General features: G+C 60.7%; 13 protein-coding genes. 12 read left to right on the top strand and 1 reads right to left on the bottom strand.

The genetic code is table 11. The features are described 5' to 3' along the window. Nucleotides 1–10 precede the first annotated feature (10 nt). From cyoB to MKR05_RS14835, 5 genes are all read left to right on the top strand, one after another. The gene (gene cyoB, locus MKR05_RS14855) at nucleotides 11–2,002 is read left to right on the top strand and encodes a cytochrome o ubiquinol oxidase subunit I (protein ID WP_004204804.1); all 1,992 of its coding nucleotides are present in this window, start codon (nucleotides 11–13) and stop codon (nucleotides 2,000–2,002) included. Further along, nucleotides 1,992–2,603, top strand: a complete 612-nt coding sequence (locus tag MKR05_RS14850) for a cytochrome o ubiquinol oxidase subunit III (RefSeq protein ID WP_002891635.1) — start codon at nucleotides 1,992–1,994, stop codon at nucleotides 2,601–2,603. Before cyoB ends, MKR05_RS14850 begins: the two co-directional genes overlap by 11 nt. After that, nucleotides 2,603–2,932 (top strand): cytochrome o ubiquinol oxidase subunit IV, encoded by a 330-nt coding sequence (locus MKR05_RS14845; RefSeq protein WP_002891634.1) that lies wholly within the window; start codon nucleotides 2,603–2,605, stop codon nucleotides 2,930–2,932. Before MKR05_RS14850 ends, MKR05_RS14845 begins: the two co-directional genes overlap by 1 nt. An 11-nt stretch (nucleotides 2,933–2,943) precedes the next feature. Beyond that, nucleotides 2,944–3,831, top strand: a complete 888-nt coding sequence (gene cyoE, locus MKR05_RS14840) for a heme o synthase (RefSeq protein ID WP_002891629.1) — start codon at nucleotides 2,944–2,946, stop codon at nucleotides 3,829–3,831. A 249-nt stretch (nucleotides 3,832–4,080) separates the two neighbouring features. After that, entirely contained in the window at nucleotides 4,081–4,413 is a 333-nt protein-coding gene (locus MKR05_RS14835) for a hypothetical protein (protein ID WP_049013793.1), read from the top strand. 38 nt (nucleotides 4,414–4,451) lie between these two features. On the opposite strand, the gene MKR05_RS14830 is transcribed toward MKR05_RS14835, so the two are convergent. Then, nucleotides 4,452–5,210 (bottom strand): IclR family transcriptional regulator C-terminal domain-containing protein, encoded by a 759-nt coding sequence (locus MKR05_RS14830; RefSeq protein WP_023288610.1) that lies wholly within the window; start codon nucleotides 5,208–5,210, stop codon nucleotides 4,452–4,454. A 152-nt stretch (nucleotides 5,211–5,362) separates the two neighbouring features. Between MKR05_RS14830 and MKR05_RS14825 the strand changes: the two genes are divergently transcribed. The 7 genes from MKR05_RS14825 to MKR05_RS14795 all read left to right on the top strand — a co-directional run bounded on the left by MKR05_RS14825 (nucleotide 5,363) and on the right by MKR05_RS14795 (nucleotide 13,654). Further along, nucleotides 5,363–6,184: a shikimate dehydrogenase gene (locus MKR05_RS14825; protein WP_044521259.1), complete on the top strand. Its 822-nt coding sequence runs from the start codon at nucleotides 5,363–5,365 to the stop codon at nucleotides 6,182–6,184. Continuing rightward, nucleotides 6,181–7,857: an FAD-dependent oxidoreductase gene (locus MKR05_RS14820; RefSeq protein WP_064157829.1), complete on the top strand. Its 1,677-nt coding sequence runs from the start codon at nucleotides 6,181–6,183 to the stop codon at nucleotides 7,855–7,857. Before MKR05_RS14825 ends, MKR05_RS14820 begins: the two co-directional genes overlap by 4 nt. 13 nt (nucleotides 7,858–7,870) lie before the next feature. Then, nucleotides 7,871–8,191 carry an NIPSNAP family protein gene (locus MKR05_RS14815; protein WP_004204812.1) on the top strand — a complete coding sequence of 107 codons (321 nt, stop codon included), beginning with the start codon at nucleotides 7,871–7,873 and terminating at the stop codon, nucleotides 8,189–8,191. A 10-nt stretch (nucleotides 8,192–8,201) separates the two neighbouring features. Continuing rightward, entirely contained in the window at nucleotides 8,202–9,893 is a 1,692-nt protein-coding gene (locus MKR05_RS14810; protein ID WP_238875294.1) for an FAD-dependent oxidoreductase, read from the top strand. Between the two features lie 58 nt (nucleotides 9,894–9,951). Next, the gene (locus tag MKR05_RS14805; RefSeq protein ID WP_064155200.1) at nucleotides 9,952–10,770 is read left to right on the top strand and encodes a sugar phosphate isomerase/epimerase; all 819 of its coding nucleotides are present in this window, start codon (nucleotides 9,952–9,954) and stop codon (nucleotides 10,768–10,770) included. 10 nt (nucleotides 10,771–10,780) lie between these two features. Next, nucleotides 10,781–12,142, top strand: a complete 1,362-nt coding sequence (locus tag MKR05_RS14800; protein ID WP_017898923.1) for an aromatic acid/H+ symport family MFS transporter — start codon at nucleotides 10,781–10,783, stop codon at nucleotides 12,140–12,142. Nucleotides 12,143–12,475: 333 nt separating this feature from the next. Further along, nucleotides 12,476–13,654: a Gfo/Idh/MocA family protein gene (locus MKR05_RS14795; protein WP_023288604.1), complete on the top strand. Its 1,179-nt coding sequence runs from the start codon at nucleotides 12,476–12,478 to the stop codon at nucleotides 13,652–13,654. Nucleotides 13,655–13,694: the final 40 nt, after the last annotated feature.

Below are 13,694 nucleotides of genomic sequence, written 5' to 3'. Positions count from 1 at the left end.
GAAGAAAACGATGTTCGGAAAACTTACACTGGATGCAGTGCCCTACCACGAACCTATTATCGTGGTAACGGTGGCTGCGATTATCATTGGGGGACTGGCGCTTCTGGCGGCCATCACTTACTTCGGTAAGTGGTCCTACCTATGGAACGAGTGGCTGACCTCTGTCGACCACAAACGTCTCGGTATCATGTACGTTATCGTGGCAATCGTCATGCTGCTGCGTGGCTTTGCTGACGCTATCATGATGCGTAGCCAGCAGGTGCTGGCCTCGGCCGGGGAAGCAGGCTTCCTGCCGCCTCATCACTACGATCAGATCTTTACCGCCCACGGCGTTATCATGATCTTCTTCGTGGCGATGCCGTTCGTTATCGGTCTGATGAACCTGGTGGTTCCGCTTCAGCTCGGCGCACGCGACGTAGCCTTCCCGTTCCTCAACAACCTGAGCTTCTGGTTCACCGTTGTGGGCGTGATTCTGGTTAACCTGTCTCTGGGCGTCGGTGAGTTCGCGCAGACCGGTTGGCTGGCCTATCCGCCGCTGTCGGGAATTGAGTACAGTCCTGGCGTAGGGGTCGACTACTGGATTTGGGCGCTGCAGCTCTCCGGTATCGGTACTACCCTGACCGGTATTAACTTCTTCGTGACCATTATCAAGATGCGCGCCCCGGGCATGACCATGTTCAAGATGCCGGTATTCTCCTGGGCATCTCTGTGCGCTAACATCCTGATTATCGCCTCTTTCCCAATTCTGACCGTCACCATCGCGCTGCTGACCCTGGATCGTTACCTGGGCACCCATTTCTTTACCAACGATATGGGTGGCAACATGATGATGTACATCAACCTGATTTGGGCCTGGGGTCACCCGGAAGTGTACATCCTGGTTCTGCCGGTGTTCGGGGTCTTCTCCGAAATCGCCGCGACCTTCTCGCGTAAGCGTCTGTTCGGTTACACCTCTCTGGTGTGGGCAACCGTCTGTATTACCGTTCTGTCGTTCATCGTTTGGCTGCACCACTTCTTCACCATGGGTGCCGGCGCAAACGTAAACGCCTTCTTCGGTATTACCACCATGATTATCGCGATCCCGACCGGGGTTAAGATCTTCAACTGGCTGTTCACCATGTATCAGGGTCGCATCGTCTTCAACTCGGCGATGATGTGGACTATCGGCTTTATCGTGACCTTCTCCGTAGGTGGGATGACCGGCGTGCTGCTGGCGGTACCGGGCGCGGACTTCGTTCTGCACAACAGCCTGTTCCTGATCGCGCACTTCCATAACGTTATCATCGGCGGCGTGGTATTCGGTTGCTTCGCAGGTCTGACCTACTGGTGGCCGAAAGCCTTTGGCTTCACCCTGAACGAAACCTGGGGCAAACGCGCTTTCTGGTTCTGGATCATCGGCTTCTTCGTAGCATTTATGCCGCTGTACGTGCTGGGCTTCATGGGGATGACCCGTCGTCTGAGCCAGCAGATCGATCCGCAGTTCCACCCGATGCTGGTTGTTGCAGCTTGCGGTGCGGCGCTGATCGCCTGCGGTATCCTGTGCCAGCTGATTCAGTTCTACGTCTCTATTCGCGACCGCGATCAGAACCGTGACCTGACCGGTGACCCGTGGGGTGGCCGTACGCTGGAGTGGGCAACCTCTTCTCCACCGCCGTTCTACAACTTCGCTATCGTTCCTCAGGTTCACGAGCGTGACGCCTTCTGGGAAATGAAAGAGAAAGGTGAAGCGTACAAACAGCCTGCTCACTATGAAGAAATTCATATGCCGAAAAACAGCGGCGCCGGCATCGTCATTGCCGCCTTCGCGACGGTATTTGGTTTCGCCATGATCTGGCATATCTGGTGGATGGCGATCGCCAGCTTCATCGGCATCGTAGCGACCTGGATTATTAAGAGCTTTGACGAGGACGTGGATTACTACGTACCGGTTGCAGAAGTCGAAAAACTGGAAAAACAGCATTTCGATGAGATTAACAAAGCAGGGCTGAAAAATGGCAACTGATACTCTTGCGCATACTGCCCACGCGCATGAACACGGGCACCATGATACAGGACCGATGAAGGTATTCGGTTTCTGGATCTACCTGATGAGCGACTGCATTATCTTCGCTACGCTGTTTGCTACCTATGCCGTTCTGGTGAACGGCACGGCCGGCGGACCGACTGGCAAAGATATTTTCGAACTGCCGTTCGTTCTGGTTGAAACCGCACTGCTGCTGTTCAGCTCCATCACCTACGGCATGGCGGCTATCGCCATGTACAAAAACAACAAGAGCCAGGTGGTTTCCTGGCTGGCGTTGACCTGGCTGTTTGGCGCCGGATTTATCGGGATGGAAATCTATGAATTCCATCACCTGATCATGGAAGGCTTTGGTCCGGATCGTAGTGGCTTCCTGTCCGCGTTCTTCGCGCTGGTCGGCACCCACGGTCTGCACGTAACCTCTGGCCTTATCTGGATGGCGGTGCTGATGTTCCAGGTTTCACGTCGTGGCCTGACCAGCACTAACCGCACGCGTATCCTGTGCCTGAGCCTGTTCTGGCACTTCCTGGACGTCGTGTGGATCTGCGTGTTCTCGGTTGTCTATCTGATGGGGGCGATGTAATGAGTCATTCTACCGATCATAGCGGCGCTTCTCACGGCAGCGTGAAGAGCTACATGACAGGATTTATCCTGTCCATCATCCTGACGGTCATTCCGTTCGCCATGGTGATGAGTGGCTCCGCCTCGCATGCGGTTATCCTTGGCACCATTCTGGTGACCGCTGTGGTGCAGATCGTGGTACACCTCGTGTACTTCCTGCATATGAACAGCAAGTCCGATGAAGGCTGGAACCTGACCGCATTTATCTTCACCGTAATCATCATTGCGATCGTGGTTGTCGGCTCCATCTGGATTATGTGGAACCTGAACTACAACATGATGATGCACTAAGAGCGGCGAGTATGTTTAAGCAATACCTGCAAGTTACGAAACCAGGCATTATTTTTGGCAACCTGATCTCCGTGATCGGCGGTTTCCTGCTGGCCTCCAAAGGCCACATCGACTATCCGCTGTTCGTCTGGACGCTCCTTGGAGTATCCCTGGTGGTCGCCTCGGGTTGTGTATTCAACAACTACATCGACCGGGACATCGATCGTAAGATGGAACGGACGAAAAACCGGGTGCTGGTCAAAGGGCTGATCTCGCCAGAAGCTTCGCTGGTGTACGCCACCTTGCTGGGTATTGCTGGCTTTATGCTGCTGTGGTTCGGCGCAAATCCGCTGGCCTGCTGGCTGGGGGTGATGGGGTTCGTGGTTTATGTCGGCGTCTACAGCCTGTACATGAAACGTCACTCTGTCTACGGCACGCTGATTGGCTCACTCTCCGGCGCCGCGCCGCCGGTGATTGGCTACTGCGCGGTCACCGGTGATTTCGACAGCGGTGCGGCGATCCTGCTGGCTATCTTTAGCCTGTGGCAGATGCCTCACTCCTACGCCATCGCGATTTTCCGCTTTAAGGATTATCAGGCGGCGAATATTCCGGTGCTGCCGGTGGTGAAAGGCATTTCGGTCGCCAAAAACCATATTACGCTGTACATCGTCGCCTTTGCCGTTGCGACCCTGATGCTCTCGCTGGGCGGTTACGCCGGGTATAAATACCTGGTCGTGGCGGCAGCGGTCAGCGTCTGGTGGCTGGGTATGGCGCTGCGTGGCTACAAAGTGGCAGATGACAAAGTCTGGGCGCGCAAGCTGTTCGTCTTTTCCATCGTCGCCATCACTGCGCTGTCCGTGATGATGTCCGTTGACTTTATGGTGCCGGATTCACATAGCCTGCTGGCTTACGTGAGATAATCTCGCTCTCCAGTACGATATAAAGCCCCGTTTTGACGGGGCTTTTTCTTTTCTGTTGCAAATTGGTTCCTTTCTCATTTCATACTTCCCCTCCCCTCCCCCGCATCGGTTTCGCTATCTCACGCCCAAAAAATGAGGAAAAAATGAGCTTGTGCTAACCGGGTATCGCTCGCGCCGCACGCGCCCGCGATGCTACTTTTCGCCTCGGGTTTACACCCGTTTGGGAAATATTCACTACAAGGAATCGCAATGAAAGAATTAACACTGAACGAAATGGAGTACATCTCCGGCGGCTTTAACCTGTTCGGCGCGGCCAACGGCTTCGCCAGCTTTGTCGCCAACTCTGCCGTCGGCTTCACCTCGTTTGTCCTCACCTCCGGTACCGCCTTCGCCTCATTCGTTGGCGACAGCGCGATGGCGTTTGGTTCCTTCCTGACCGGCCAGACAAACTGGGAAACCTTTGTGACCACCGGTAAGGAAAACTGGGGTAGCTTCGTCAATACCGCCGGCAACAGCTGGAACACCTTTGTCGATAACGCCGCCAGCGACTGGAGCAGCTTCCTCAACAAAGCGTCAGCCTAAGCGACGTCTCGCCGAGGGCAGCGCATCGGCTGCCCTGTTTAACCCACCAGCATCGCCTGCGCGCTATAGAGCAGATCAAGGTGGTCGCGGCATAACGCGTCCAGCGAAGTCCGCGATTGATGACTGGTCAGACTTAACGCTCCCCACCAGGTCCCTTCCCTGTCGGTTAACGGTACCGCCAGCACCAGCATACCAATCTCAAACTCCTGCTCGATAGTGGCATACCCCTGACGCCGCACCTGGGCAATCTTCTCCATCAACGACGCGACGTCGGTCACCGTATAGGGCGTGCGTTGTTCCCGGGTAATGCGCTGTAGAACCGCTTCACACTCTGCTTCCGGCAGCGAAGCCAGCCATAACCGCCCCCCGGCGGTACAAAAGATGGGCACCCGCTCCCCAAGCCGAACCGACGTGGAGTTAAATGGCGTGTGACGGCTGCGGGCGATATAGACCAGTTCATCTTCATCCACCACCCCCACCGAGGCGTGCTCCTCGGTCCGGCTGGCGATGTATTCGACAATCGGCCGCACCATGCGGGGAAACTGCGCCGAATCGACGTAGGCCTGACCAAGCCGCAGCGTCTTCGGGGTAAGCCAGTAATAGCGCCCATCGGTTTGCAAATAGCGCTCATGCAGCAGCGTCAACAGAAAACGTCGTGCCGCGCTTTGCGTCAGGCCGCTCATTTTCGCCGCCTGAGCGACGGTGAGCTTTGGGCAGGTTTTAGAAAAAAGCTGGATGAGCGCCAACCCTTTTTGTAAACCGACGATCAGATCGCGAGGATGAATGGTGTTTTGCATATTCGCTCACATTTTTGCAACATCATTATCGATTTCCTGCGATTATCGCAGCGATCGTGCGATTAACAACCGACATGTCCGAATTCTGCGTTGTCGCTCCCAGCTTCCACTGAAATACTTTCACAACATTCATTTAACAAATGAGGTTTGCAATGGTCAGTGGAACTACCCAGGTTGTCGCCGTGATTGGTCATCCGATTGCCCAGGTGAAATCACCGGATAACTTCAACCGCTACTTTGCCGAACAGCACATGGACAGCGTCATGATCCCGGTGGATATCGCCCCGGACGCGGTGGCCGCCTATCTCAACGCCCTGCGCGGCTGGCAGAACATGAGCGGCGTGCTGGTGACGGTGCCGCATAAACAACGCGCCGCCGCGCTGGTCGACGAGCTTACGCCGCGCGCCCGCCGACTCAACGCCATCAATGTGATCCGCAAGCTGGCGGATGGCCGGTTACAGGGCGATATGCTGGACGGCGTCGGCTTTCTGCTCGCCGCCGAGGCACAGGGTTTTCAGCCGGCGGGTAAGCAGGCGCTGCTCTCCGGTTGCGGCGGCGTCGGCAGCGCCATCGCCTGGGGATTGTGCGAGGCGGGGCTTCGTCAGCTGGCTCTGCACGATCAAAACCCCGCCACCCGGCAACGCCTGCACGACCTTCTGGCTGAAGCCTTTCCGGCGGTGCGACTGAGCGCGCTGCCGGACACCCTGCACGGCGTCGATCTGCTGGTCAACGGCTCGCCGGCCGGCATGGCCGGATTTGATGCGCTGCCCCTGCCGCAGGCGCTGCTGGAGACCCTCGACAGCGCCACCCACGTGGCTGACGTTGTCACCGCCCCGGTGATGACGCCGTTGCTCACCTTCGCCGCCGCCCGCGGCTGCCGGGTACAGACCGGGCCGGAAATGGCGCTGGCGCAGATGACGCTGATGGGCCAGTTTATCGGCGCCATCCCGCCGGCGCAGGGAGCGGCGGCATGAAGAGCTGGGACGTGATCGTCATCGGCAGCGGCGCCGCTGGCTTTGCCGCCGCGGTCACCGCCAGCTGCAAAGGGCTGTCGGTGCTGATGCTGGAGAAAGCCGGTCAGTTCGGCGGCACCTCGGCCATCTCTGGCGGCGCCGTGTGGCTGCACGATACCGACCAGGCGCGCGCCGCGGGCAAAAGCGGTAGCGCCGAAGCGATCAAAACCTATCTGCGAACCATTATCGGCGAGGCCCACTACCGCGAAGATATCGCCGAGGCGTTTGTCAGCGCCGGGCGAGAGGCCCTCGCCTTTCTGGAGCGCGAGGGGGCGGTGAAGTATAGCCTGCGCCCACTCTCACCTGATTACTATCCGGATGAGCCCGGCGCCGTCGACGTCGGTCGGGCGCTGGAGGTGGTGGAGTATGACGGCCGTGAACTGGGTGACGCGTTTCGCGACCTGCGCTCGCCGCCGCCGGGGATGCTGCTGTTTGGCGGAATGATGGTCAACCGCGTCGACATTCAACATTTTCTCGATATGCGTCGCTCGCTGCGCTCCCTGGCCCATTGCACCCGACTGCTGCTGCGCTACGCCCGCGACCGGGTGACATACCCTCGCGGCACCCGCCTGGCGATGGGCAATGCCCTGATTGCCCGCATGGCGACCACGGCGCTGCGTAAAGGCATGAGCCTGCGGCTGAATGTCAATGTTCTGGCGCTGTGCGAAGCGCAAGGCGCGGTCACCGGGGTAGAGATCGAGTGTCAGGGGCAAAGAGAGACGCTGCACGCCCGGCGCGGAGTGGTGCTGGCCGCAGGCGGTTTTGCCGCTGGCGCGCTGGCGGCGCGCTATCGGCCTGACACCCGAGAGCACTTCACCATGTCGCCGCCGGCCAATGATGGCGCCGCGCTGCGTCTCGCGGCGGCGCTTAACGCTCGCGAGGGAGCCGATCGGGCATCCAACTTTTTCTGGGCGCCGGTATCGGTGCTGACCCGGGCCGACGGCAGCGAGGAGCGCTTCCCCCACCTGGTGACCGACCGGGCCAAGCCGGGCGTGATTGCCGTCAATCAGCGGGCGGTACGCTTCGTTAATGAGTCCAGCTCCTATCACCATTTTGCCAGCGCGATGCAGCATGCTGCGGAGAATGCCCCCTGCTTTTTACTGTGCGACGCCCAGGCGATGAAGCGTTACGGCCTCGGGCTGGCGCGCCCGGCGCCGGTGAACAATGACGCCCTGATCGCCGCCGGCTATCTGCACAAAGCCGACACCCTGGCCGCGCTGGCGCAGCAGCTTGGGCTGGATGCCCACACCCTGAGCGAGACGGTCGCCCGCTACAATCGTGACGCCGCGCAGGGCGTGGACCGTGAGTTTGCCAAAGGCGGCAACAGCTATAACCGGGCGATGGGCGATCCGGGCCATCACCCTGACGCCTGCAACGCTCCCCTGCTCAGCGCGCCGTTCTATGCCATCAAACTCTATACCGGCGATCTGGGGACTTCCCGGGGTCTGGTCACCACCGCCGATGCCCAGGTCGTCAACGCCGAAGGAAAGCCTATCGCGGGGCTGTACGCGGTAGGAAACGACATGGATTCGCTGATGGCCGGCACCTACCCGGGTCCCGGCATCACCCTTGGCCCGGGGCTGACGTTTGGCTACCTCGCCGCCTGCCATCTGGCGCAACCCGCCACCCACTAATCAGGAAAACATCATGATCTACGAAAAACGCACCTACACCATCAATCCGCTGAAAATGGCCGACTGGCTGGCGCTGTACCAAAGCGATGCCCTGGCGGTGCAAACTGACCATCTCGGCAAACTGATCGGCTTCTTCTTTACCGAGATCGGCGTGGTCAATCAGGTAGTGCACATCTGGGCTTACGAAAGCCTGGACGATCGCCTGGTACGCCGCGCGCGGATGGCCCAGGACGAGCGCTGGCAGACCTTCTCGCGGAAAAATCGCGAACTGGCCGCCGTGGAGCGCCTCGAGTCGGTGCTGATGCGCCCCACCGCTTTTTCACCATTGCAGTAAGGAGTCCATCATGAGCGGGCCTGTGAAGGTAGATGTGCTGGTGGTCGGCTCCGGCGCGGCGGGACTCTCTGCCGCGGTCACCGCGGCAATGCACGGCACCAGCGTCATGGTGGCGGAGAAGGCGTCAGTGCTCGGCGGAACCAGCGCCTGGTCCGGCGGCTGGCTGTGGATCCCCCGCAACCCGCTGGCGCGGGCGGAGGGCATCGACGAAGCGGCCGATGCTCCGCTGACCTATCTGCAGCATGAGATGGGGGGCGAAGCCGCCGACGAACGGCTGCAGACTTTCCTCCGTCACGGGCCGGAAATGGTGGATTTTTTTCATCAGCGGACGGCGGTGAAGTTTCTGTCGGGCAGCGCCATGCCGGACTTTCACGCGTCGCCGGGCGCGGCGAACGGTGGGCGGTCGGTCACCGCTCAGCCCTACGATGGCCGCCTGCTCGGCGACTGGCTCCACCGACTGCGGCCGCCGCTGGAGACCATCAGCCTGGCCGGGATGGGCATCGCCGGCGGCGCGGACATGGCGCATTTTTTTAACGCCACCCGCTCGCCGCGCTCCGCGCTGTATGCCGCCCGCCGCCTGCTGCGCCACGGCTGGCAGCGGCTGCGCGCCGGACGGGGGCAGCATCTGGTCAATGGCAATGCGCTGGTCGCCCGTCTGCTGCGATCCGCCCTCGACGCCGGAGTGCGCTTTCAACTCAATGCGCCTGCGGTTCGGCTGCTGCAGGGGCCGCAGGGCGTGTCCGGCGCGGTGCTGCGCAGTGATGACGGGGAGATGCACGTCGAAGCGGGCGCCGTGGTGCTGGCCTGCGGCGGTTTTCCCCACGATCGGCAGCGCCTGGCGCAGGTGGTGCCTCACGCCGCGGAGGGCTACGGCCATTTCTCCGCCGCGCCGCCTGACAATCAGGGCGAGGGGATCCGCCTTGGCGAATCCATCGGCGGCCAGTTCGATACCCGCCTGCGCCACCCGCTGGCCTGGGCGCCGGTGTCCCGCGTCACCCTCGCCAGCGGCCAGCAGCTGATGTTTCCCCATCTGGTGGAGCGAGCCAAGCCCGGGGTGATCGCCGTCCTGCCTAACGGCAAACGCTTTGTTAACGAGGCCGATTCCTATCACGACTTTATCGCCGCCCTGCTGGCGGCGACGCCCGCGGGCAACACGCCGCAGGCCTGGCTGCTGGCCGATCGGCGCGCGCTGCGCCGCTATGGCCTGGGCCACGCCAGGCCCTTCCCGTTCACCCCTACCGCCTGGCTGCGTACCGGCTATCTGCTGCGAGGAAACACCTTGGCCGAGCTGGCGAAACTTTGCGCCATCGATACCGATGCGCTGGCGGAAACCGTTGAACGCTTTAATCACTTCGCCAGCACCGGTGAAGACGTCGATTTTCACCGCGGCGCATCGGCCTATAACCGCGCGCAGGGTGACCATCAGGTGACGCTCGGACCGCTGCGCGAAGGGCCGTTCTACGCGGTGCGCATTCTGCCCGGCTCGCTGGGCACCTTCAGCGGATTGCAAACCGACGAACACGCTCGGGTGCTGGACGGGCAGCAGCAGCCGATACCGGGCCTGTTCGCCATCGGCAACGACATGTCGAGCGTGATGCGCGGCTATTACCCCAGCGGAGGGATCACCCTCGGGCCGGCGATGACCTTCGGCTACCTGGTGGGCAAAAAACTGGCTGAAAACACAATAAAAACAAAGCAATAAAAGCCAGGGACGGCAATACCCCTGGCTAACTTCACCTGCAACTGAACCGGAGCCATTTATGAACATGCGTACCCTATCGCTCGCCGCGCTGAGCCTGCTCGATGTCTCTCCCCCCGAACAGGTGCGGATAGCGGCCAGAACCGGTTTTACCCACGTGGGTCTGCGGCTGCTGCCCGCCACCCCCGCCGACCCGGACTACGATATGCTGGGCGATACCCCCGCCGTCCGCGCGACCCTGGCCGCGCTGATGGAAACCGGCATCCGCGTCTCGGACGTGGAGATCGTCCGCCTGAGCCCGGGGTTTACCCTCGACGATCGGCTGCTGCGCTTTATGGAGACCGCCGCGCGGCTTGGCGCCGGGCAGGTGTTAGTCGCCGGGAATGACGACAACCTGCAGCGCAGCGCCGACAACCTGGCCACTCTCGCCGCGGCCGGCCGCCCGTTTGGCCTGACCATGAACCTTGAGCCAATGCCCTGGACCCAGCTGCGCACGATCGCCGATGCGCAGGCGCTGATCGCCGCCAGCGGGCGGGAGGATATTGGCATCCTGGTGGACGCCCTTCATTTCTGGCGCGCGGGAGAATCGCTCGCCGCCCTCTCCAGCCTGCCCGCGCATCATCTGAACTATATGCAGCTCTGCGATGGCGCGGCGCAGCGGCCGGAAAGCGAGCAGGAGCTCATCCGCCAGGCCCGCTCAGCGCGCAACGTGCCGGGGGAAGGCGGTTTGGATCTGTACGGTCTGATGTCGGCTCTGCCGGCGACGCTGCCGGTCTCCCTCGAGGTGCCGCTCGACGGCGAGCAGGGCGCCCTGCCGCCCCTCCAGCGGGCGCAATTACTGTTCACTGCCGCGCAGCCCTACCTGCGCTCCTGCGCATAAGGAATCCGCTATGACACAGACTCAACGCCTGGATGTCAGAGAGTTAATTAACCGTAACCCGCTGAGCCGCTTTCAAAAGCAGATTATTTTTCTCGGCTTTTGCGTTATCGCTCTCGATGGGTTTGATATCGCGATCATGGGCTTTATCGCCCCGACGCTGAAGCTGGAGTGGGGGGTAAGCAACCACCAGCTGGGCCTGGTGATCAGCGCCGCGCTGATCGGCCTCGCGCTGGGCGCTATTTTCTCTGGCCCGCTCGCCGACTGGCTGGGACGCAAAAAGATCATCATCAACAGCGTCTTCTTCTTCGGCTTCTGGACCATCGCCACCGCCTTCTCGCACAACATTGAGCAGATGATGTTCTTCCGCTTTATGACCGGCCTTGGACTGGGCGCCGCGATGCCGAACATCGGGACGCTGGTGTCGGAATACGCTCCGGAACGCCAGCGCTCATTTATTATTACCGTCATCTTCTGCGGCTTCACCTTCGGCGCGGCGGCCGGAGGATTCACCGCATCATGGCTGATCCCGCAGTTTGGCTGGCACTCGCTGATGGCGCTCGGCGGCATTCTGCCGCTGCTGTTTGCCCCCCTGCTTATCTGGCGGCTGCCGGAATCGGTTCGTTTTCTGGTGATCAAACAAGCGCCAGCGGCGCGCATTCGCGCCATCCTTAATCGTCTTTATCCCGGACAAATCAGCGACAACGTGACGTTTATCCTGCCGGCGCAGCCGGCGGCCGGCAACGCGATGCGCATTGTGCTTTCCCGCCAGTACGGCTTTGGCTCGTTGATGCTATGGCTGGTCTATTTTATGGGGCTGTTCCTGGTCTATATTCTCGGCAGCTGGCTGCCAACGCTGGTTAAGGAGGTCGGGCTTACCGTCAGCCAGGCGGCCGTGATGACGGCGATCTACCAGGCGGGAGGCACCCTCGGCTCGCTGTTTGCCGGCTGGCTGATGGACCGCATCAATCCCCATCGCGCGCTGGGAATGATCTACGCCGTCGGCGGCCTGTTTACCATGGCGATGGGCTACGCCGCGGGCAGCTTTGCCTTGCTCTGCATGCTGGCGTTTATCAGCGGCGCCTGCCTGAACGGCGCCAATACGGGCATGAACGCCCTCTCCGCCCGTTACTACCCCACGCAGGCGCGGGCGACCGGCTCCAGTTGGATGCACGGCGTCGGGCGGATCGGCGCGATCCTCAGCGCCTTTGCCGGCGCTGAGATGATGGCGCTCAACCTGCCCTTCGAAAGCGTCTTTTTGATCCTCGGCATCCCGGCTGCCCTCACCGTCGCAGGCCTGGCGGCGAAGGGCATCTTCGCCGCTGGTAATCCTCCCGCCGCTTCGCCAGCCCCCGCGTCTGTGCGCGGAGCGTAATGCGGTATCCTTCCTCCGGTGCAATCTGCGGATTGCACCGCGCGCTGCGGCTAAAAAGAACATTTATTTCATCTTGCCGTGTAACGAAAAGTACTCAGCAACCGTCCGGCCTGCACCCATTGCCGTTGTTTCCCCTCTCCTCTTTTCAAGCCAGCAGAAAATAAACTTCTGCTTATTCGATCCCCTTCGCATATATGAAAAATAAATTCCACATAACAATTGAAACAGAACAAACATTTCCTTAAGTTTAGGTCAGTTTATCCGGATGCGCGTTGCCGCAGGCGTCGGCATTGAGCGCCTCAGAGTGCGAATGATTTCAAAAAGGAGAGCACCATGTTAAACGGTCTGAAACCCTTATCCCGTTCCCTGCGTTGGGGCATGGTCGGCGGCGGGGGAACCAGCCAGATCGGCTACAGCCACCGCTGTGCGGCGCTGCGTGACAATGTTTACACCCTGCTGGCCGGCGCGCTTGACGTTGATGCCGAGCGCGGGCGCGCGTTTGGTGAGCAGCTGGGCATCGCGCCGGAGCGCTGCTACGCCGACTACCAGACCCTGTTTCGTGAAGAAGCCCGCCGTCCTGACGGGATCGAGGTCGTCTCGGTCACCACCCCGAACAATACCCATTTCGCCATCACCAAAGCGGCGCTGGAAGCGGGCCTCCACGTCATCTGTGAAAAGCCCCTCTGCTTTACCGCCGAAGAGGCGCGCGAGCTGGTGGACCTGAGCAAAAAACAGAACAAAATCGTCGGCGTCACCTACGGCTACGCCGGCTATCAGATGATCCAGCAGGCGCGGCAGATGATTGCCGATGGGCTGCTCGGCGAGATCCGCATCGTCAATATGCAGTTCGCCCACGGCTTTCATAACCAGGCCGTCGAGCTGCAGGCAGAATCCACCCGCTGGCGCGTAACGCCGAAGTTCGCCGGGCCCAGCTATGTGCTGGGGGATCTGGCCACCCATCCCCTGTTTGTCGCCGAAACCATGGCGCCGCAGCTCAATATCAAACGGCTGATGTGCTCCCGCCAGAGCTTTGTCCCCTCCCGCGCGCCGCTGGAAGATAACGCCTTTGTCCTGATGGAGTATGACAACGGCGCGGTTGGCTCGATGTGGACCAGCGCGGTGAACAGCGGCGCCATGCACTCGCAAAAAGTGCGCATCGTCGGCGAAAAGGCGAGTATCGAATGGTGGGATGAGCATCCTAACCAGCTCAGCTATGAGGTGCAGGGCGAGCCGGCGCGCATTCTGGAACGCGGGATGCCCTACCTGAGCGCAAACGCGCTGGCGGACGATCGCATCGGCGGCGGCCACCCGGAAGGGCTGTTTGAAGCCTGGGCCAATCTCTATCGCCGCTATGCGCAGGCGATTGACGCCACGGACCGTGACGATCGCGCCTTCCTGCAAGACTTCTGGTATCCGGACGTCGAAGCCGGGCTACACGGCGTCTACTGGGTCGAGCAGTGCGTCAAATCGGCTGATGCCGGCAGCCAGTGGGTTGACTTTACTTTACCTTAATTTTCCCCCTCGCCAGTGGAGTCCCCCTCCACTGGTTTAT

It is taken from the genome of Klebsiella sp. K5-204 (assembly GCF_030128585.1).
Taxonomy (GTDB): domain Bacteria; phylum Pseudomonadota; class Gammaproteobacteria; order Enterobacterales; family Enterobacteriaceae; genus Klebsiella; species Klebsiella quasipneumoniae.
Note: the sequence above shows the minus strand (reverse complement) of the source record. Positions and strands in the feature narration are given on the sequence as shown.